The sequence below is a fragment of the Lentzea sp. NPDC005914 genome, assembly GCF_040629405.1.
Taxonomy (GTDB): Bacteria; Actinomycetota; Actinomycetes; order Mycobacteriales; family Pseudonocardiaceae; genus Lentzea.
This window is the reverse complement of record NZ_JBEXVQ010000038.1, coordinates 57,384-75,974: the sequence shown is the minus strand read 5'-3', so window position 1 is coordinate 75,974 and position 18,591 is coordinate 57,384. Positions and strand designations below refer to the sequence as shown.

The 18,591-nt window shown below is 68.5% G+C and carries 26 protein-coding genes; 19 read left to right on the top strand and 7 right to left on the bottom strand.

Going from position 1 to position 18,591, the window contains the following annotated elements; all coding sequences use genetic code 11:
* Window positions 1-75 precede the first annotated feature (75 nt).
* Together ABZ345_RS38250 and ABZ345_RS38245 are read left to right on the top strand one after the other, a co-directional pair.
* The gene (locus ABZ345_RS38250; protein ID WP_359859746.1) at window positions 76-486 is read left to right on the top strand and encodes a VOC family protein; all 411 of its coding nucleotides are present in this window, start codon (window positions 76-78) and stop codon (window positions 484-486) included.
* 25 nt (window positions 487-511) lie between these two features.
* Window positions 512-1,114 carry a hypothetical protein gene (locus ABZ345_RS38245; RefSeq protein ID WP_359859744.1) on the top strand — a complete coding sequence of 201 codons (603 nt, stop codon included), beginning with the start codon at window positions 512-514 and terminating at the stop codon, window positions 1,112-1,114.
* Here ABZ345_RS38245 and ABZ345_RS38240 read toward each other — a convergent pair.
* Window positions 1,098-1,502: a B-4DMT family transporter gene (locus ABZ345_RS38240; RefSeq protein ID WP_359859742.1), complete on the bottom strand. Its 405-nt coding sequence runs from the start codon at window positions 1,500-1,502 to the stop codon at window positions 1,098-1,100. The genes ABZ345_RS38245 and ABZ345_RS38240 overlap by 17 nt on opposite strands.
* Window positions 1,503-1,537: 35 nt before the next feature.
* On the opposite strand from ABZ345_RS38240, the gene ABZ345_RS38235 reads away from it, so the two are divergent.
* From ABZ345_RS38235 to nusB, 3 genes are read left to right on the top strand one after another with little or no spacing between them, the layout of a single operon-like run.
* On the top strand, window positions 1,538-2,614 hold the full coding sequence (locus ABZ345_RS38235; protein ID WP_359859741.1) for a Xaa-Pro peptidase family protein: 1,077 nt from the start codon (window positions 1,538-1,540) through the stop codon (window positions 2,612-2,614).
* A gap of 31 nt (window positions 2,615-2,645) precedes the next feature.
* Window positions 2,646-3,215, top strand: coding sequence for an elongation factor P (efp, locus tag ABZ345_RS38230; RefSeq protein WP_045313794.1), 570 nt, complete (start codon window positions 2,646-2,648; stop codon window positions 3,213-3,215).
* Window positions 3,215-3,634, top strand: a complete 420-nt coding sequence (gene nusB / locus ABZ345_RS38225) for a transcription antitermination factor NusB (RefSeq protein ID WP_045313795.1) — start codon at window positions 3,215-3,217, stop codon at window positions 3,632-3,634. The genes efp and nusB overlap by 1 nt, the downstream gene beginning before the upstream one ends.
* A gap of 40 nt (window positions 3,635-3,674) precedes the next feature.
* On the opposite strand, the gene ABZ345_RS38220 is transcribed toward nusB, so the two are convergent.
* A complete protein-coding gene (locus ABZ345_RS38220) occupies window positions 3,675-4,307 on the bottom strand; it encodes a helix-turn-helix domain-containing protein (protein ID WP_359859738.1) in 633 nt (210 codons plus the stop codon).
* Window positions 4,308-4,363: 56 nt separating this feature from the next.
* Between ABZ345_RS38220 and ABZ345_RS38215 the strand changes: the two genes are divergently transcribed.
* Together ABZ345_RS38215 and ABZ345_RS38210 are read left to right on the top strand one after the other, a co-directional pair.
* Window positions 4,364-4,792: an SRPBCC family protein gene (locus ABZ345_RS38215; RefSeq protein WP_359859736.1), complete on the top strand. Its 429-nt coding sequence runs from the start codon at window positions 4,364-4,366 to the stop codon at window positions 4,790-4,792.
* Window positions 4,789-5,172 carry a hypothetical protein gene (locus tag ABZ345_RS38210; protein ID WP_359859734.1) on the top strand — a complete coding sequence of 128 codons (384 nt, stop codon included), beginning with the start codon at window positions 4,789-4,791 and terminating at the stop codon, window positions 5,170-5,172. The genes ABZ345_RS38215 and ABZ345_RS38210 overlap by 4 nt, the downstream gene beginning before the upstream one ends.
* On the opposite strand, the gene ABZ345_RS38205 is transcribed toward ABZ345_RS38210, so the two are convergent.
* Window positions 5,129-5,776, bottom strand: coding sequence for an HD domain-containing protein (locus ABZ345_RS38205; protein WP_359859732.1), 648 nt, complete (start codon window positions 5,774-5,776; stop codon window positions 5,129-5,131). The two genes, ABZ345_RS38210 and ABZ345_RS38205, sit on opposite strands and share 44 nt — an antisense overlap.
* 52 nt (window positions 5,777-5,828) lie before the next feature.
* On the opposite strand from ABZ345_RS38205, the gene ABZ345_RS38200 reads away from it, so the two are divergent.
* From ABZ345_RS38200 to ABZ345_RS38190, 3 genes are read left to right on the top strand one after another with little or no spacing between them, the layout of a single operon-like run.
* Window positions 5,829-6,584 carry an SDR family NAD(P)-dependent oxidoreductase gene (locus ABZ345_RS38200; RefSeq protein WP_359859730.1) on the top strand — a complete coding sequence of 252 codons (756 nt, stop codon included), beginning with the start codon at window positions 5,829-5,831 and terminating at the stop codon, window positions 6,582-6,584.
* 59 nt (window positions 6,585-6,643) lie between these two features.
* The gene (locus ABZ345_RS38195) at window positions 6,644-7,492 is read left to right on the top strand and encodes a helix-turn-helix transcriptional regulator (RefSeq protein WP_359859728.1); all 849 of its coding nucleotides are present in this window, start codon (window positions 6,644-6,646) and stop codon (window positions 7,490-7,492) included.
* Window positions 7,467-7,640 carry a DUF397 domain-containing protein gene (locus tag ABZ345_RS38190; protein ID WP_359859726.1) on the top strand — a complete coding sequence of 58 codons (174 nt, stop codon included), beginning with the start codon at window positions 7,467-7,469 and terminating at the stop codon, window positions 7,638-7,640. The genes ABZ345_RS38195 and ABZ345_RS38190 overlap by 26 nt, the downstream gene beginning before the upstream one ends.
* Here the strand turns inward: ABZ345_RS38190 and ABZ345_RS38185 are convergent, their stop codons facing one another.
* Window positions 7,641-8,351 carry an SDR family oxidoreductase gene (locus ABZ345_RS38185; RefSeq protein ID WP_359859724.1) on the bottom strand — a complete coding sequence of 237 codons (711 nt, stop codon included), beginning with the start codon at window positions 8,349-8,351 and terminating at the stop codon, window positions 7,641-7,643.
* Between the two features lie 67 nt (window positions 8,352-8,418).
* Between ABZ345_RS38185 and ABZ345_RS38180 the strand changes: the two genes are divergently transcribed.
* Complete coding sequence (locus ABZ345_RS38180) at window positions 8,419-9,249, top strand: sigma-70 family RNA polymerase sigma factor (RefSeq protein WP_359859722.1); 831 nt, start codon at window positions 8,419-8,421, stop codon at window positions 9,247-9,249.
* On the opposite strand, the gene ABZ345_RS38175 is transcribed toward ABZ345_RS38180, so the two are convergent.
* Together ABZ345_RS38175 and ABZ345_RS38170 are read right to left on the bottom strand one after the other, a co-directional pair.
* Complete coding sequence (locus tag ABZ345_RS38175; RefSeq protein ID WP_359859720.1) at window positions 9,246-10,085, bottom strand: alpha/beta hydrolase; 840 nt, start codon at window positions 10,083-10,085, stop codon at window positions 9,246-9,248. The genes ABZ345_RS38180 and ABZ345_RS38175 overlap by 4 nt on opposite strands.
* A complete protein-coding gene (locus ABZ345_RS38170) occupies window positions 10,082-11,092 on the bottom strand; it encodes an NADP-dependent oxidoreductase (protein ID WP_359859718.1) in 1,011 nt (336 codons plus the stop codon). Before ABZ345_RS38170 ends, ABZ345_RS38175 begins: the two co-directional genes overlap by 4 nt.
* Before the next feature lie 125 nt (window positions 11,093-11,217).
* Here ABZ345_RS38170 and ABZ345_RS38165 point away from each other — a divergent pair, with 125 nt between their 5' ends.
* The 3 genes from ABZ345_RS38165 to ABZ345_RS38155 are packed head-to-tail and all read left to right on the top strand — an operon-like array spanning window position 11,218 to window position 13,463.
* On the top strand, window positions 11,218-11,802 hold the full coding sequence (locus tag ABZ345_RS38165; protein WP_359859716.1) for a TetR/AcrR family transcriptional regulator: 585 nt from the start codon (window positions 11,218-11,220) through the stop codon (window positions 11,800-11,802).
* 57 nt (window positions 11,803-11,859) lie between these two features.
* Window positions 11,860-12,693: an alpha/beta hydrolase fold domain-containing protein gene (locus ABZ345_RS38160; protein ID WP_359859714.1), complete on the top strand. Its 834-nt coding sequence runs from the start codon at window positions 11,860-11,862 to the stop codon at window positions 12,691-12,693.
* Entirely contained in the window at window positions 12,690-13,463 is a 774-nt protein-coding gene (locus ABZ345_RS38155) for a YafY family protein (protein WP_359859712.1), read from the top strand. The genes ABZ345_RS38160 and ABZ345_RS38155 overlap by 4 nt, the downstream gene beginning before the upstream one ends.
* 9 nt (window positions 13,464-13,472) lie before the next feature.
* Here the strand turns inward: ABZ345_RS38155 and ABZ345_RS38150 are convergent, their stop codons facing one another.
* Entirely contained in the window at window positions 13,473-13,961 is a 489-nt protein-coding gene (locus ABZ345_RS38150; protein ID WP_030471611.1) for a transcriptional regulator, read from the bottom strand.
* Between the two features lie 257 nt (window positions 13,962-14,218).
* Between ABZ345_RS38150 and pyrR the strand changes: the two genes are divergently transcribed.
* Genes pyrR through carA form a run of 5 tightly spaced genes read left to right on the top strand, consistent with a single transcriptional unit; the run spans window position 14,219 to window position 18,591 of the window.
* On the top strand, window positions 14,219-14,791 hold the full coding sequence (gene pyrR / locus ABZ345_RS38145) for a bifunctional pyr operon transcriptional regulator/uracil phosphoribosyltransferase PyrR (protein WP_204760584.1): 573 nt from the start codon (window positions 14,219-14,221) through the stop codon (window positions 14,789-14,791).
* Entirely contained in the window at window positions 14,788-15,720 is a 933-nt protein-coding gene (locus ABZ345_RS38140; RefSeq protein WP_359859709.1) for an aspartate carbamoyltransferase catalytic subunit, read from the top strand. The genes pyrR and ABZ345_RS38140 overlap by 4 nt, the downstream gene beginning before the upstream one ends.
* Window positions 15,717-16,997 carry a dihydroorotase gene (locus ABZ345_RS38135; protein WP_359859707.1) on the top strand — a complete coding sequence of 427 codons (1,281 nt, stop codon included), beginning with the start codon at window positions 15,717-15,719 and terminating at the stop codon, window positions 16,995-16,997. The genes ABZ345_RS38140 and ABZ345_RS38135 overlap by 4 nt, the downstream gene beginning before the upstream one ends.
* Window positions 16,994-17,482, top strand: a complete 489-nt coding sequence (locus tag ABZ345_RS38130; RefSeq protein ID WP_359859705.1) for a transporter — start codon at window positions 16,994-16,996, stop codon at window positions 17,480-17,482. The genes ABZ345_RS38135 and ABZ345_RS38130 overlap by 4 nt, the downstream gene beginning before the upstream one ends.
* On the top strand, window positions 17,449-18,591 hold the full coding sequence (carA, locus tag ABZ345_RS38125) for a glutamine-hydrolyzing carbamoyl-phosphate synthase small subunit (protein WP_359859703.1): 1,143 nt from the start codon (window positions 17,449-17,451) through the stop codon (window positions 18,589-18,591). The genes ABZ345_RS38130 and carA overlap by 34 nt, the downstream gene beginning before the upstream one ends.

The following is an 18,591-nucleotide window of genomic DNA, read 5'->3' as shown; positions in this document are numbered from 1 at the left end:
GCTCAAGTTAGTTCCAGTTGATCGTCAATCATCGGCCAAATCGTGGACATTCACTATCCAGAAGTTTGACTTGGGTTGACTTCGAGGGGGAACCGGTTGCTGCACCACGTCGAGCTCTGGGTACCGGACCTCGCCCGCGCCGAAGCCACCTTCGGGTGGCTCTTCCCGGCCCTGGGCTGGACCGAGTACCAACGCTGGAACGCGGGCGTCAGCTGGAAGCTCAACGACACCTACGTCGTCGTCGAGCAGTCCCCGGCACTCACCGGTCCACACGATCGGATGAAAGCCGGCCTCAACCACCTAGCCCTCCACGCAGGCACCAAAGAGAACGTCGACCGCCTCACCCGAGAAGCCCACCAGCACGGCTGGCAGCTGATGTTCGCCGACAAACACCCCCACGCGGGCGGCGAAGACCATTACGCCGCCTTCCTGGAGAACGAGGACGGCTTCGAAATCGAGCTGGTGGCGGGTCCTGCCGCCGACTAGGCCGGAGTCTGCGAGGATCCCGCGCGTGCCGAGACCCCTCATCGCCGCGCTCGCGCTGCTCCTGGCCGGGTGCGCCACCGCCCAGCCGCCAGGAACTCCGACCTCCGAGGCACCGGCCGCGGAGCTGTCCGACGCGGACCTGCAGGCCCGGTGGTGGACGTGGGCGCTGGCGAGCCCGCAGGAGCGCAACCCCGTGGCCGACGAGACCGGTCAGTTCTGCGCCGAGGACCAGCCGAAGGACGTGTGGTTCTTCGCCGGGACGTTCGGCGGCAGGGCGACCAGGACGTGCGAGGTGCCGGCCGATCGTCCGCTGGCCGGGCCCGCTGTGAACCACTACAGCGCCAACACGACCGACTGCAAGAAGTTCATGGAGGCGGCTAAGGGGTCCGTGACGCTCGACGGCCAGGTCGTGGAGCTGCGCAGGATCGACCCGGTCGAGGTCAGGTTCGACGCCGCCAAGGACAACGCGGCCGGGGAGCGTGCGGGGCGCATCGCCGCTCAGGCGTGCGGGCTGTGGGCGTGGCTCAAGCCCCTGACGCCGGGGGAGCACGAGCTGCGGATCGAGGGGGAGTCGGGCGGCCTCGGCGTCGCCGTGACCTACCAGCTCAAGGTCAAGGACGCGGGCTAGCCTTCTCGCCCAGGAACCCTCCCAGCAGCAGCCCGAGCCCGGCCGGCGCCAGCACGAGCAACGCCGTGAACGCCGCCCCGCCCGTCAACGCCACCCACAGCGCCTCCTGCCCGGTCTGGTCGACCAGCAACGCCGACCCGATCACGCCCAGAGCACCGGCGAACGGGCCGGCGATCAGCGAGGCGATGAACCACTGCATGCCCGGCGAGGGCAGGTCGCGCAACCGGTCGACCGCGCCCCAGATCACCGCGGCGGCCACGAGCAACGCGAGCGCGATGGGACGGACCGACGTGGCTTCGGGGCTGCGCACCGCCACCGCCGACACACCTGTCTGCACGGCTCCGTGGAGCAACCCCATCCACAACGCACGGACGAACCAAGGACGCATGCGGACAGCTTAGGACTGGCCGTACGCTGCGAGACATGTCGTCGTACGCCGCACGCCGCACCGCACTGCGCCAGGAGCTCCAGGCCACGGGCCTGGACGCGCTGCTCGTCACGAACCTCCTGAACGTCCGGTACCTCACAGGATTCACCGGATCGAACGGCGCTGTCCTCATCGACGCGGTGAGCGACGACAAGACGGTCTTCTGCACGGACGGCAGGTATCTCACGCAGTCGGCCAGGCAGGTACCGGACCTGGAGCGGCTGATCGACCGGCCGTGCGCCGAAGCGCTCGCCCAGAAGGCCAAGGGCAAGGTCGGGTTCGAGAGCCACCACGTCACGGTCGACGGCCTCGAAGCCCTCACGAACGCCGCCGAGAAGGCGGAGCTCACGAAGGCCGCGGGTCTCGTCGAGAAGCTGCGGCTGGTCAAGGACGAGATCGAGATCGAGGCCCTGCGGATGGCGTGCGCGGCGGCGGACCGGGCGCTGGCGGCGTTGATCGGGCACGGCGGGCTGCGACCCGGCACCACGGAACGCGAGGTCGCGCGCGAGCTGGAGAGCCGCATGCTCGACCACGGCGCGGCGGGCCCGTCGTTCTCCTCCATCGTGGCGTTCGGGGCGAACTCCGCGGTGCCGCATCACGCGCCCACGGACGCCACGCTCCACCAGGGCGACTTCATCAAGCTCGACTTCGGGGCGCTCGTCGACGGCTACCACTCGGACATGACCCGCACGCTGGTGCTCGGCAAGCCCGCCGACTGGCAGGTCGAGCTGTACGACCTGGTCGCGCGGTCGCAGGCGGCCGGACGCAACGCGCTCAAGCCGGGCGTGAAGGTGAGCGACGTCGACCACGCGTCGCGCGAGGTGATCGACAAGGCCGGGCACGGAAGTGAGTTCCTGCACGGCCTCGGGCACGGGGTCGGGCTCGAGATCCACGAGGCACCGGCGTTGTCGAAGGTGGGTGACGGTACACTTTCGGCCGGTATGGCGGTCACCGTCGAGCCCGGCGTGTACTTGTCGGGGCGGGGCGGAGTCCGCATCGAGGACACCCTCGTGGTCCGCGAGAGCGGGCCGGAGCTCCTCACCCTGACCACGAAGGAACTCGTGGTCGTCTGACACCCCCGTCCAACACAGGAGAAATCCCACCGTGGCCACCACGAACGACCTGAAGAACGGCCTGGTGCTGAACCTCGACGGCCAGCTCTGGACCGTCACCGCGTTCCAGCACGTCAAGCCCGGCAAGGGTGGCGCCTTCGTGCGCACGACCCTCAAGCACGTGCTGACCGGGAAGGTCGTCGACAAGACCTTCAACGCGGGCACCAAGGTCGAGACCGCCACCGTGGACAAGCGCGGCATGACCTACCTGTACAAGGAAGGCACCGACTTCATCTTCATGGACGGTGACACCTACGACCAGATCCCGGTTCCGTCCGAGACCGTCGGTGACGCCGCCAACTACATGCTGGAGAACCAGGAAGCGATGGTCGCCACGCACGAGGGCGTCCCGCTGTTCATCGAGCTCCCGACCTCGGTCGAGCTCGTGATCCAGCACACCGACCCTGGCCTGCAGGGCGACCGCTCCACCGGCGGCACCAAGCCCGCCACGCTGGAGACCGGCGCCGAGATCCAGGTCCCGCTGTTCGTCACGACCGGCGAGAAGATCAAGGTCGACACCCGCGACGGCCGCTACCTCGGCCGCATCAGCGACAAGTCCTGATGGGCGCTCGCAGCAAGGCCCGCAAGCGTGCGGTCGACTTCCTCTACGAAGCCGACCTGCTGGGCACCGACCCGGTGACGCTGCTGGCCGAACGCGTCGGCTCGCCCGACGTCCCTCCGGTGAACGACTACACGGTGACCCTGGTCGAGGGTGTCCACGCGAACCGTCCGCGCATCGACGACCTCATCTCGGAGCACGCCGAGGGCTGGACCCTGCAGCGCATGCCGGCGGTCGACCGCGCGGTGCTGCGGATCGGCCTGTACGAGCTGCTGTGGGCGGCCGACGTGCCGGACGCGGTGGCCATCGACGAGGCCGTGGAGCTGGCCAAGGGCCTGTCCACGGACGACTCGCCTCGGTTCGTGAACGGTGTGCTCGGCCGGATCGCGGTCATCGCGGACCAGTTGCGCGCCGTTCTCTGACGTTGTTGGGGGAGCTTTCATCAACTGAAAGCTCCCCTCATCAATTTTCCGTGGTCAGCAGTTGCTGGACGAGCGTGGCGAGCAGCCAGGCCCGGTAGGCGGCCGGGGTCCACCCGGCGTCCTGCACCAGCCCGCGGTAGACGTCGTGTCCCAGCAGCACGACCACCAGATCGGTCGCGCGGTCGGTGCTGAGGCCGGGCCGCAGTGCGCCCAGCTCGGCGATCTTGGCGACCATCGCGCGTTGCCCGCCGCGACGGTCCGCTGTGACTCCACGCCAGTACTTGTCCACGGCCGGGTCGACGGCAGCCGCGGCACCCACGGCCGGCCACAGCGCGGCCACCCGCTCGTAGATCGCGGTTCCGTGCTCCACGCCCAGCGCGAGGACCCGCTCGGCCGACGCGGTGGACATCATCTCCCGCGCCCACGGCCGCTCCGGCACCGGAACGGGCTCCTCGTCGCCCGCCGCCGTGACCTCGACGACCTCGGTGAGCAGCTGCCCCTTCGTCCGGAACGTGTAGTAGACGGTCTGCACCGCGACCTGCGCCTGCGCCGCGATCTGGTCCATCGTCGTCCCGGCGTAGCCCTGCTCGACGAACATCCTCCGCGCCGCGTCGATCATGCGGCGACGTGTCTGCCGCGCTCGTTCCGCCCTCGTCGGCTTGACCGGTGCCATACCCGGGATGATACTGGTGCCGTCACTAGTGGAGCCTCTAGTCAGAGGAGCCCGCCATGGTCGTCCTGCACAACTCGGTGCTGATCCGCCGTTCGCCGGAAGAGGTGTTCAACTACCTCTCCGACCTCCGCGCGGAACTCGAGTGGAACCCCAAGTGCGAGGTGATGGAGAAGATCACCGAGGGACCGGTCGGACTGGGCACGAAGTACCGCGCCAAGTGGAAGTCCAGCCCGTACGTCGAGGTGGAGATCGTCCGCTATGACCGCCCGCGCAGTTGGACGGCGCACAACGGCGGCCCGATCGAGGTCACCTTCACCTGTCGGCTCGAGCCGGTCGCGGAAGGCACGCTGCTGCACGCCGAGTTCACGCCGCGGCCGCACGGCTGGTTCCGGCTCATCTTCCCGATCTTCCTGCTGGTCGTGCGCCGCGAGGAGAAGGCGAACATGACCCACCTGCGCGACGCGCTGGAACAGGCCCGGCGATGAACCCCGCCAAGCTGGCGGCGGCACTCTCGTGGCTGGCGGGGCTCGGCTTCGGACTGCCCGCGGTGTACGGCGCCGTGCACTTGGCGCGCACGGGCGAGGTCTGGCAGTTCATGGGATTCCCCACCTACGGCGGCGGACCGTTCGAGAAGATCGGCATCCCCGCCACCGTGCCCCTGATCGCCGGTTTCGCGGTCGTGTGCGGCGCGGAGGTGGCCGCGGGAACCCTGCTCTGGCGCGGCCACGGGAAGAAGCCGGCGCTCGCCCTGCTGCCGTTCGAGATCGTCTACTGGGTCGGCTTCGCGCTGCCCGTGGGACCCGTGCTCGGCGTGGCGCGCACTATCGCGATCCTCGTGCCCAGCCGCGACGCTCGCCCTCGTTGATCAGGTGCATGGCCGCGTCGAACAGCACCGTCGAGCCTTCGCCGATCACCGCCTTACGGCCGCGCACGGCGTCCGCGGTGACCCCGGGAGTCCGCCAGGTGCCGCCCTTGGCCATCCAGTTGAGCAGCAACGGTTGGAGCCGGTCCATGGCCTTCGCGAACCGGGCCTCCGGCGTCCGGCGCGCCTCGAACTCGTCCCACAACGCCCGGAGTTGACGTCCCGAGTCCTCGGGCAGGATGCCGAACAGCTTGCCGGCAGCCGCTTCCTCGCGTGCCTGCTGGCTCTTGCCCAGTTCGGTGTCGTAGATCGGGGTGTCTCCCGCGTAGATCTCGACCAGGTCGTGCACGACGACGAGCTTGATCGTGTGCCCGACGTCGATCGGCTCGTCGGCGTACTCGGCCAGCACCATGACCATCAACGCGAGGTGCCACGAGTGTTCCGCGTCGTTCTCGCGCCGGTCCGCCGCCGCGAGAGGCGATGCTCGCAGAACGGTCTTCAGCAGATCGACCTCTATCAGGAACGTGAGGTGCTCACGCAGCCGTGAGTCCAGATCGGACGGCAGCGGGTTGCGATCGGCGAGGAGCTCTGCGTCAGAGGAGGTCACGTTGCCGAGATCTTACCTGTCACAGAACGGCGGAGCGCGGCGTCTTGTGCTCATGACACAGAACAAGATCGCCATGGTCACCGGAGCGAACAAGGGCATCGGCTACGCGGCCGCCGAACAGCTTGCCGCGCAAGGCATGACGGTGCTCATCGCCGCCAGGAACCCGCAGCGCGCCGAGGAGGCCGCGGAAGCGTTGCGAGAGCAGGGCAACGACGCGCACGCGCTCGTCCTGGACGTCACCGACCCGGCCACCGCCGAAGAAGCCGCGCGGCAGATCGAGGAGCGCTTCGGCCACCTCGACGTGCTCGTCAACAACGCCGGCATCAGCGGCTCCGGCCAGGTCTCGCCGTCAGACGCCGTCGACCAGATCCCGAGCACCGTCGACCTCGCCATGGTCCGGAAAGTGTTCGACACCAACGTCTTCGGCGTCATCACAGTGACCAACGCCGTGCTCCCGCTGCTGCGCCGCTCCCCGGCGCCGCGCATCGTCAACGTCAGCAGTGCGGCCGGGTCGCTCACCATCTGCGCCACTCCGGACGGTCCCTTGGCGGCACTGCCCGCGTCGGCCGCGTACTCGCCCTCCAAGACCGCGCTGAACGCCTTGACCGTCCAGTACGCCAACGAACTCCGCAAGGACGGCATCCTCGTCAACGCCGCCGACCCCGGCTTCGTCGACACGGACATCAACAACCACACCGGATTCCTGACGACTGCTCAGGGCGCCGCCGTGATCGTGCGGCTTGCTACGCTCGGCGCGGACGGACCCACCGGCGGATTCTTCAACGACAGCGGTCCTGTGCCCTGGTAACTGTTTTCACCCGAACGAGCCAGTATCGTGGACTGCGACCAAGATTTAGCGTCGGTGGCATGGCTTCTTCCACTCCCTCCACCGCGTACAGCCGCGATCTCGGCGACGAGCTGCGCCGCCTCCGCGAGTCCACCACGAACCTCAACGGCCACGCACTGGCAATTCAGCTCGGCTGGGATCCCAGCAAGGTCTCCAACATAGAACACGGCAAGGCACGCCCCAGCGAGGTAGACCTCGTCCAGCTGCTCACCATGTGCGGCAAGGACACCGACTACTTCGTGGACTTCAAACGCCGCTACCGCAACGCCTTCGAGGAATACATCGTCCAGGTTCCCGGCAACCTGCGCACCCTCGTCATGGCAGAGTCAACCGCTAGCACGATCACCAGCTACGACGTCCTCACGGTGCCAGGACTCCTGCAAACGCCCGAGTACGCGGACGCCCTGTATCGGGCAGGCGGCTTCGTCACCGAGGAACGGATCTCCGAGCTCGTGCAAGCCCGGACGGACCGTCAGGCGGTCCTGCGCAAGGCCAATCGGCCGGATTGCGTGTTCTACATCCATGAGCTAGCGCTGCAGCAGCGTTTCGGCTCCGACGAGGTCATGAAGGACCAGTACCTCCGGCTGTTGTCGAGGTTCCGGATGATCCGGATCGTGCCTCTCGAAGTGCCTGCCATCTCCGCCGGGTTGGCCTTGTGGGACTACAAGAAGGCCATGTCGGTCGCCCACAGCGATTCCGATCTCGCCAAGGTGTTCGTGCAGGATCCGGGCGCCATCGCACGGATCAGGTTGACCTTCAACCGCTTGGCCGAGGTCTCCTTGGATGGGGAACAATCGCGGAGGAAGCTGGCGGAGTACGCCGGTCAGCCGCGAGAGGAACTCGATGATCCAGGATCGCTCTTGGCGTAAGAGCAGCTACAGCGGTGCGACAGAGGACAGCAACTGCGTCGAGGTCTTGCTCGCCCACGACGCTCTCGTCCGCGACTCGAAGAGCCAGGCCGGTGAGGTGCTGGCGTTCAGCACCTCCGCCTGGCGCTCGTTCGTCACCACCGTCTGATCAGCTCGCCGCAAGGAACTCCTCCCATGTGTGGGTGCCGTGGTCGCCGTCCAAGGTGAGGTTCTGCCCGCCCCGGTAGGCCTTCCCGGCCTTGCCCGGCAACCGCACCGGCACGGTCAGCCGGCGCTTGCCCGCGGTCGTCAGGTAGCCCCGCACGAGCTGCTTCATGTCGTACACGGCAGGTCCGGCCAGGTCGGCGACCCGGCCCGCGGGCGTGCCCAGGGCGAGTTCGACGATCCGCGCAGCCACGTCGCGGGCGTCGACCGGCTGCAGCCGCATGCCCGGTACCGGCACGATCGGCAGCTTGGCCATGGCACGCACCATGGTCAGCGTGAGGTTGTGGAACTGGGCCGCGCGCAAGATCGTGAACGGGATGCCTGACGCAGCGATGGCCTCCTCGCACACGAGCTTCGTCCGCAACCATGCGAGCGGCACGGTGTCGGCGCCGATCACCGAGATGTACACGAAGTGGCGAACGTTCCCGCACGCGGCGAGCAGGTTGCGGGTCGCGATGTCGTCGCCCTTCTGACCGCCTGCCAGGTGCACGACAACATCGATGTCGGCGTCGATCTGCGGAACCTGGGTCGTCAGGTCGCAGGTGATGTCGCCGTTGCCGCGGCTCAGCACGACGACCTCGGCGCCCTGAGCGCGGAGCTGCGGGACGACGTGCGTGCCGAGGGTGCCGGTGCCGCCGGTGACGAGGATCTTCATGATTACGCTCCTGTTCGAGTGCCTTGTTGCCCGGTCGACCCGGCGGCGCTCGGGAACGTGACAGGTTGTGAGCCAGGCCACAGGGGGAGCTTTGATCGCGCACTTCGAGCAGGAGCGCACGCGGCTGAGGGCCGTCGCCCATCGGATGCTCGGGTCGTTCGCTGAGGCCGACGACGCGTTGCAGGACGCGTGGCTGCGTGTCGAGAAGGCCGACACCAGCGAGGTCGAGAACCCCGCCGCGTGGCTCACGACCGTCGTCGGGCGCGTGTGCCTGAACATGCTGCGCGACCGCAAAGAGCACGCGTTCGAGATGCCGGACCCGGTGATCGACACCCGCGAGGAACCCGAGCACCTCGCCGTCGCCGCGGACGAGGTCGGGCTGGCGATGCTGGTCGTCCTCGACACCCTCAAGCCCGACGAGCGGCTGGCGTTCGTGCTGCACGACATGTTCGCGGTGCCGTTCGACGACATCGCGCCGTTGATCGACAAGACGCCCACGGCCACACGTCAGCTCGCAAGCCGTGCGCGCAAACGCGTGCAGGACCGGCCTCAGCCGAACGTCGACCTGCCGAAGCAGCGGGAAGTGGTCACCGCGTTCCTCAGGGCGTCGCGCGAAGGCGACCTGGAGGGCCTGGTGTCGGTGCTGCACCCGGACGTCACGCTCAAGGCGGGTGCGCTGGAGGTCATCGGCGGCCGCACGGTGGCAGGGCGCGCCAGCCTGTTCCGCAAGTACGCGACGATGGCGGAGATCCAGTTCGCGCTCATCGGCGGCGAGATCGGCTTCGTCACGTGGGTCAACGGCGTGCTGTTCTCCGTCATGGCCTTCACGGTCCGCGACGACAAGATCGTCGCGATCCACGTCATCCAGGACAAGGAGCAGCTCGCCGCTCTCGTCTAGCCGAGGAACTCCAGGGCTTCCTCGACGAACTCCGCGTGGAACTGGAAGATGCCGCCGTGCCCGGCGTCGGGGTAGAGCGTGAGCCGGGCGTCCGGCAGGCGCCGGGCCAGGTCGGTCGAGTTCGACGACGGCACCATCCTGTCGCTCTCGCCGTTCGCGACGAGCACGGGCCGGCGGATGACGGAGAGGTCGGCCGGCTGTTCCAGGCCCCAGCGGTGGATGGCCTTGAGCTGCGCGCCGTAGGACCGCAGGGAGATCGACTTGTCCCGGCCGGTCCTGCGCTCCTTGAGGCGTGCCAGGAACTCCTTGCCCGCCCGGCGCCCGGTGGCGGTCCTGGTGAAGAACAGGAACTGCTTGGGGTCCTGGAGGGTGAGCAGTGCGCGGACGGTGTCGAGGTGGGAGATCCGCGTGACGTTCCTGATGCCCTTGCCCCCGGCGGGCCCGGTGCCCGCGATGATCATCTTGCGGACGAGCTGGGGTTCGTCCGCGGCGATCACCTGGGCGATCATGCCGCCCATCGAGAAGCCGAGGAGGTCGACCTGGTCCAGGCCCAGGGCCCGGATGAAGGCGACGGCGTCCGCGGCCATGGGCTGGATGGTGCTCGGTGTCGAGCCGGTGGACGCGCCGACGCCCCGGTTGTCGAACGTGATGACCCGGTGTGTCGCGGCGATGCCGTCGACGACCCTGGGGTCCCAGTTGTCCAGGACCGCGGCCAGGTGGGTCAGGAAGACCACCGGAACGCCGGTCTCCGGGCCGAGCTCGCGGTAGGCGAACGTCGCCCCGCCGATGTCGATGGTCTTGGTCGGTGCGTCCGCGTAGCGGGTGATCACGTTCATGACGGCTCCTTCATCTGGATGACGACCTTGCCTTTCGCGCGTCCTTTCTCGACGTACGCCATGGCCTCGTTCGTCGCTTCGAACGGGAACACGCGGTCCACGACCGGGGTGATGGCCCCGGCGTCGATGAGCGAGGTGATCTCGCGGAGCTGCTCACCGTTGGCCCGCATGAAGAGGAACGAGTAGCCGACCTGGCGTCGCTTGGCCGCTTTCCTGGCTCCGCGGCTCAGGAAGCGCGTCGCGGGCCGCAGGATCCACGGTTTCCCGATCTCCTTCGCGAAGGCCGGGTCGGGCGGGCCGGAGATCGAGATGAGCTTTCCGCCCGGCTTCAGCACGCGCAGGGACTTCGCGAGCGTCGCGTCGTCCTGGCTGTGCAGCACCACGTCGTAGTCGCGCAGGACGGTTTCGAAGTCGTCGGTCCGGTAGTCGATCACGACGTCCGCGCCGAGACGCTCGACCAGGCCCGTGTTCGCCGCACTGGTGGTCGTGGCCACGGTGGCGCCGAGGTGCTTGGCCAGTTGGATCGCGAAGGTCCCCACGCCACCGGAACCCGCCTGAATGAAGACCTTCTGCCCCTTGCGCAGATCGGCCATCTCGATCAACGCCTGCCAGGCGGTCAGGCCGACCAGCGGGACGGAGGCCGCTTCGGCCATCGTGAGCCGCTTCGGTTTCGGCGCCAGGTCGTTCTCGCTGACAGAGATGAACTCGGCGAAGGTGCCGATCCGGTCCTTGTCCGGCCGCGCGTAGACCTCGTCGCCGGTCTTGAACTTCCGCACCCCGGACCCGACCCGGACCACGACGCCGGCGACGTCGTTGCCCAGCACGAACGGCGGGCGATAGGGCAGGAAGAGCTTGAACTCCCCGTTCCTGATCTTGGCGTCCAGCAGGTTGACGCTCGCGGCGTGGACGCGGACCAGCACGTCGTGCACTCCCACCTCGGGCTCCGGCACCTCACCGGACCGGAGGGCGCCACCTTTTCCGTAGCGATCGACGACGAACGCGCGCATGTCCTGGACTCCCGCTCTATTGGATTACGACCATACTACAATAAGCTGAGCGCAGGCCGGGAAGCAAGGGGTCCGGCGGATTTGGATTACGATCGTACTGACTTGGGGGGTTGGAGGAGCACGTGGTGCGGTACGGGAAAGAGCACAAGCAGGCGACCAGGCAGCGGATCGTCGAGACCGCGGGCCGGCGGCTCAAGCGCGACGGCATCGACGGCTCAGGGGTCGCCACGCTCATGAAGGACGCGGGGCTGACCAACGGCGCCTTCTACGCCCACTTCGAATCCAAGGAAGACCTGGTCGCGACCGCGGTCACCGACCAGCTGAACGGCCAGCGGGAGTGGCTCGCCACGTTCGCACCCGGCCGCGAGGGAGTCGATCAGATCGTGCGGGCGTACCTCTCGCCCGAGCACCGCGACAACCCCGAGGACGGCTGCCCGTCCGCCGCGCTGCTCGACGAGATCGGCCGGTGCGCGGAACCGACCAGACAGGCCTACACCGGCAGCGTGGTGGCGCTCATCGACGACATCGCCGCCCGGCTGGCGCCGCACGATCCGGCATCGGCGCGCACCGCGACCCTCAGCGTCTACGCCCTGATGATCGGGACCCTGCAACTCTCCCGCGCCCTGGCTGACCGGCAGCTCGCCGACGAGGTTCTGGAGCAGGGCATCCGCAACGCCTTCACTGTGCTGGACGCCACGTCACCGGGCTGAGATTCGCTCGGAAAGGGTGACAGGACGGTGTCGCGGACGGGTGCGACCGTCCTCGGCATGAAGATCGTTGACGAGGACTGTCTCGCCGAGACCCTCGAGTTCGCCAGGACGTTCCAACTGCGCGAGGCACCCCTGGAGGTTCTGCGGCGCAATCGGCTCGGTGGCGACACGCCGCCGGTCAGGCTGCCGCAAGGTCAGGATCGAGTCGTCGACGGCGTGCCGGTCAGGGTGTTCACGCCGGACCGCGTCGAGGGCGTCTACCTGCACATTCACGGCGGCGGCTGGTCGTTCGGCTCCGCGGACGGGCAGGACGAGCGGCTGTGGGCGCTGGCTCAGGAGTCTCGGCTGGCCGTGGTGACCGTCGAGTACCGGCTGGCTCCCGAGCACCCGTTTCCCGCCGGGCCCGACGACTGCGAGGCCGCCGCGCGGTGGCTGGCCGGGCACGTCGAGTCCGAGTTCGGCACGAGCAGGCTGCTGATCGGCGGCGAGTCGGCGGGCGCCCACCTGACCGTCTTGACGTTGCTGCGTCTGCCCGGGATCTTCCGGGCGGCGAATCTGGTGTTCGGTGCGTACGACCTGTCGAAGCCCGGCACAGACAGGTTGAAACGCACCTACGAGCTGTTCACGCCGGGGATGACGGCCGAGCAGCGCCAGGCCCCCGAGATCTCGCCGGTGTTCGCTGACCTGACCGGCTTGCCGCCCGCACGGATCGTCGTCGGCGCCGAAGACCCGCTGCTCGAAGACTCCCTCTCCCTGGCGCGGCGATGGCAGGCGCCCGTGGAGCTGAGTGTCGTCGCGGGCGCGCTGCACGGTTTCACGCTGTATCCGCAGACGATCACCGAACGAGAACTGCGACGTGAGCGGGAGTTCTTGGCAGGATCGGGGTTGTGAACCGCACTGCCCGGCTGTACGCGCTGGTGGAGGAGTTGCGCGCGGCGGCACCGAGGTCGTTGACGGTCGCCGTCCTCGCCGCACGGCTCGAAGTCAGCACACGGACGGTGCAGCGCGATCTGCAGGCGTTGATGGAGGCCGGTGTCCCGGTGCGGACCACGCCGGGACGCGGCGGTGGCTGGTCGATCGACCCGGCGATGACCCTGCCGCCGATCCACCTCACCCCGGACGAGGCCTCAGTGCTGGCCGCGGCGCTCGCCGGAGCCGACGGCTCGCACGCCGCCCGCACGGCGTTCCAGAAGATCGCGGCGGTGCTGAACGGTCCCGCGACGGCCGCGGCCGGTGAGCTCGCCGCCCGCATCGTCGCGCTGCCGTCGCGAACGGACGCCCAGGTCCGGGCAGCGGTGCACCAGGCGCTGGCCACGAAGACGGTGCTGCGCCTGACCTACACCGACGCGTCTGGACGGGGGAGCGAGCGGGTCGTGGACCCCGCCGGGCTGCTCACCACCGACGGCCGGTGGTACCTCATCGCCTGGTGCCGGACCCGGCAGGCCGGCCGCGGGTTCAGACTCGACCGGATCACTGCGGCGACCACCACGGGTGACCATGCGCAGAGTCACGACCTGGCCGAGTTGCTGCGGGGCTCGGTCGCCGCCAACGCCACCCGACCGGCGACGCTGGACCCCCTGAATGCAGCAATGGCCCCCTCCGCGTCCCCAGGGCGACTAACAGGACGTGAGGGAGCCACTACTCCGAACGGGAAGCCTTGAAAGTGAAGCTCAGTCTTCCTTGGCGGGACGGGCCTCGGGGGGAAGCACGCCCCAGTCGATGAGCTGTTCGGTGAGCTCGCCCGGCGTCATGTCGTAGATGATCGCGAGCGAGCGCAGGTCCTCGGTCCGGATCGAGAGGACCTTGCCGTTGTAGTCACCGCGCTGCGACTGGATGGTCGCGGCGTAGCGGGCCAGGGGGCCCACCTTCTCGACCGGCAGCTGCTGGAGCCGTTCCAGGTTGATCACAATCTTGGTGGCCGGCTCGGCACCTGAGGGCACACGGCCCTCAGGCAGAAGCTCGGCGACGGGAACCCCGTAGAAGTCGGCCAGTTCGGCCAGCTTCTGCACGGTCACCGCGCGGTCACCGCGCTCGTAGGAGCCGACGACCACGGCCTTCCAGCGACCGCCGGACTTCTGCTCGACGCCGTGCAGGGACAGGCCCTGCTGCTGGCGGATAGCGCGGAGCTTGGCCCCCAGCGCCTTGGCGTAGTCGCCCATGTGGCGGTTCTCCGTTCATTCGCCCCGTCAGCAGTACGGGCGTGCTGCGGGGAGGCTTAGATCAATACGCAGAGTAATGATTACTCGCCGTGGTCGACAGGTCAAGCTGATCTCAGGGAGAGACGCGCGCCACGCCTGGTACACCACTCGGATGGTTGACCGTCCGTAGGTGATACGGTGCAGGTCAGCCTAGTTATTCATAGGTGTCCGACGTCCTTTAAGGACCCGTCCAGTGAGGCGGGGAAGGAGGTCCAGCCGTGGCGTCACGTCAACGTGGCGCGACGGATCCGGCCGGGGATCGCGAGATTCTCTCGGCCGGTGATGTCGCGCGCACTGTCGCCCGAATGGCCCATCAGATCATCGAGAAGACCGCTCTCGATGCACCGAGCGCACCCGACGTCGTCTTGATGGGTATTCCCAGCAGGGGAGCCCCGCTCGCACGTCGCCTCGCCGCCAAGATCGCCGAGTTCTCCGGCCGTCAGGTGCACGAAGGCACTCTGGACATCACGCTCTACCGCGACGACCTCCGCCGAGGCCCCACCAGGCCGTTGGAGACGACGAAGCTGCCCGAGGGCGGCATCGACGACAAGCTCGTCGTGCTCGTGGACGACGTGCTGTTCTCCGGCCGCACCATCCGCGCCGCGCTCGACGCCCTGCGCGACCACGGCCGTCCCCGCGCGGTGCAGCTCGCCGTGCTGGTCGACCGCGGCCACCGCGAGCTGCCGATCCGCGCGGACTACGTGGGCAAGAACCTGCCGACCTCCAAGACGGAGGACGTCGTGGTGATGCTGGACGAGTTCGACGGCCGCGACGGAGTGGTGCTGAAGTGAAGCACCTGCTCTCCACCGACGGTCTCGACCGCGACCAGGCCATCGCGATCCTCGACACCGCCGACCGTCTCAAGCAGGCGCTGCTCGGCCGCGAGGTCCGCAAGCTGCCGACGTTGCGCGGCCGCACGGTGATCACGATGTTCTACGAGAACAGCACGCGCACGCGGGTGTCGTTCGAGATCGCGGGCAAGTGGATGTCCGCGGACGTGATCAACGTCAGCAGCTCCGGTTCCAGCGTCAGCAAGGGCGAGTCGCTGCGGGACACCGCGCTGACCCTGCAGGCCGCCGGTGCGGACTGCGTGATCGTGCGGCACCCGGCGTCCGGTGCGGCGCATCGGCTCGCGGGCTGGCTCAAGCACACCAACACGTCCGTGGTGAACGCGGGCGACGGCATGCACGAGCACCCGACGCAGGCGCTGCTCGACGCCGCCACGTTGCGCGACCGCCTCGGCAGCCTCGACGGCCGCCGCGTCGCGATCGTCGGCGACGTCCTGCACAGCCGGGTCGCGCGGTCGAACGTGCACCTGCTGACCACGCTCGGCGCCGAGGTCACGCTGGTGTCCCCGCCCACGCTCCTGCCGACGGGCGTGGAGAAGTGGCCGGTCACGGTCTCGCACGAGATCGACAGCGAGCTGGCCTCGCAGGACGCGGTGATGTTGCTGCGCGTGCAGGCCGAACGCATGCACGGCGGGTTCTTCCCGAGCGCCCGCGAGTACTCGATCGCCTACGGCCTCAACGAGCGGCGTCTGAAGCTGCTGCCCGAGCACGCCGTCGTGCTGCACCCCGGCCCGATGCTGCGCGGCATGGAGATCGCCTCCGTGGTCGCCGACAGCCCGCAGGCCGCCATCACCGAGCAGGTTCGCAACGGTGTCCACGTGCGCATGGCCGTGCTGTACCACTTGCTCGCCCACGAGGAGGAAAACGCGTGAAACCCTTGCTTCTCAAGGGAGTTAGGCCCTACGGCGAGGGGGAACCGGTTGACCTGCTGATCCGCGATGGCGTGATCGCAGAGGGCACGGATTCCGATGCCGAGGTGATTGAAGGCAACGGCGCGGTTCTGCTGCCGGGCTTCGTGGACCTGCACACCCACCTGCGTGAGCCGGGTCGCGAGGACACCGAGACCATCGAGACGGGGTCGCGTGCCGCCGCTCTGGGTGGCTACACCGCCGTTTTCGCGATGGCCAACACCGACCCGGTCGCCGACAACGCGGTGATCGTCGAGCACGTCGCCCGCCGCGGCCAGGAGGTCGGCCTGGTCGACGTCCACCCGGTCGGCGCCGTCACCGTCGGGCTCAAGGGCGAGAAGCTCGCCGAACTGGGCACGATGGCCAACAGCAAGGCGCGGGTCCGGGTCTTCTCCGACGACGGCCACTGCGTGCACGACCCGTTGATCATGCGTCGCGCTCTCGAGTACTCGAAGGCGCTCAACGCCGTGATCGCCCAGCACGCCGAGGAACCGCGTCTCACGATCGGTGCCCAGGCGCACGAGGGCGAGAACGCGTCACGGCTCGGTCTGCAGGGCTGGCCGGCCGCCGCCGAGGAGTCGATCGTCGCCCGTGACTGCATCCTGGCGAACCAGGTCGGCGCGAGGCTGCACGTCTGCCACGTCAGCACGACCGGCACCTCCGACGTCCTGAAGTGGGCGAAGGCGCGCGGCACCAAGGTGTCCGCCGAGGTCACCCCGCACCACCTGATCCTGACCGACGACCGGCTCTCCACCTACGACCCGGTGAACAAGGTCAACCCACCGCTGCGCACGCAGTCCGACGTCGACGCGCTGCGGCAGGCGTTGGCCGACGGCACGATCGACTGCGTCGCCACGGATCACGCCCCGCACGCGATCCAGGACAAGGACTGCGAGTGGTCGGCGGCCCGGCCGGGCATGCTCGGTCTGCAGACGGCTCTGGGCATCGTCGTCGAGACGATGGTCAAGACCGGGCTGCTGGACTGGCGCGGCGTCGCACGGGTGATGAGCGAGAAGCCCGCCGAGATCGCCGGACTGACCGACCAGGGCCGTCCGATCGCCGTCGGTGAGCCCGCGAACCTCGTGCTGGTCGACCCGGACGCGACGTGGACGGTGAACGGCGCGGAGCTCGCGAGCATCGCGGGCAACACCCCGTTCGAGGGCATGGAGCTGCCCGGCGCGGTGACGGCGACCATCTTGCGTGGCCGCGTGACCGCACTGGCGGGAAGGATTGCCGAATGACCCGCGTACTGCTCGCCCTGGCCGTTCTCGCCTTCTTCGCGCTCTGCGTCTACGGCATGTGGCACGGCTGGAAGCGACGCCAGCGCATGCAGGCCGACCTCCCCGCGTTCCCCGCCACGCCCGCGACTCTCGGTGCGGCATCTCTGGCCACCACGGGCGTCTACATCGGAACGACGAACGCGGGCAACTGGCAGGACCGCGTCCAGGTCGGCGACATCGGCCACCGCGCCGAGGCGACGCTGAGCCTTGTGCCGGAAGGCATCGCGATCGAACGGACCGGCGCGTCGCCGATCTTCATCCCCGCTGAGTCCATCCGGGACGCCCGCACCGACCGCGGGCTCGCCGGGAAGGTCATGTTCAGCGAAGAGGGTTTGCTGGTGGTCCAGTGGGAAAACGAAGGCCACCTGTTCGACACCGGTTTCCGCGGTGACGACAAAGACGTGTACGAGGAATGGGTAGCAGCTCTAGTGGGAGGCAAGGCGTGACGAACGCGGCATTGGTGCTGGAAGACGGTCGCGTCTTCCGCGGTGAGGCGTACGGAGCGACCGGCGTCTCGCTCGGCGAGGTCGTGTTCTCCACGGCCATGACGGGCTACCAGGAAACCCTGACGGACCCGTCGTACCACCGTCAGATCGTGGTGCAGACCGCGCCGCAGATCGGCAACACCGGGTGGAACGACGAGGACGACGAGTCGTCGAAGATCTGGGTCGCCGGGTACGTGGTCCGCGATCCGGCGCGCACGCCGTCGAACTGGCGGTCCAAGCGCGGTCTGGACGAGGAGCTGGCGAAGCAGGGCATCGTCGGCATCTCCGGCCTCGACACCCGCACGCTGACTCGCCACATCCGCGAGCAGGGCGCGATGCGGGCCGGGGTGTTCTCCGGCTCTGAGCTCAGCGATGACGCGTCGATGGTCGAGCAGGTGAAGGCTTCCGCGCAGATGATCGGCGCGAACCTCGCAGTCGACGTGACGACGGACAAGCCTTATGTGGTCGAGGCGATCGGTGAGAAGAAGTTCACCGTCGCGGCACTCGACCTGGGCATCAAGTCGAACACCCCGCGGATGATGGCGGCGCGCGGCATCGAGGTGCACGTGCTGCCGTTGACGTCGTCCTTCGAGGACATCCTGAAGGTCAGCCCGGACGGGTTGTTCCTGTCCAACGGTCCTGGTGACCCGGCGACCCAGGATCACGCGATCGCCCTCACGAAGGAAGCGCTCGGGCGGAAGCTGCCGCTGTTCGGCATCTGCTTCGGCAACCAGATCCTGGGCCGCGCTGTCGGTCGTGGGACGTACAAGATGCGCTACGGCCATCGCGGCATCAACATCCCGGTGATCGATGTGGCCACGGGCAAGGTCGCGATCACGTCGCAGAATCACGGGTTCGCGTTGGAGGGCACGCCGGGGGAGGAGTTCTCCTCGGAGTTCGGCCGCGCGGTTCTGTCGCATTACTGCCCCAATGACGGCACGGTCGAGGGTGTCCGGTTGCTGGACGTGCCGGCGTTCTCCGTGCAGTACCACCCCGAGGCGGCGGCCGGTCCGCATGACGCGGCGCCGCTGTTCGACGAGTTCGTGACCATGATGAAGGGCGGTTGCTGA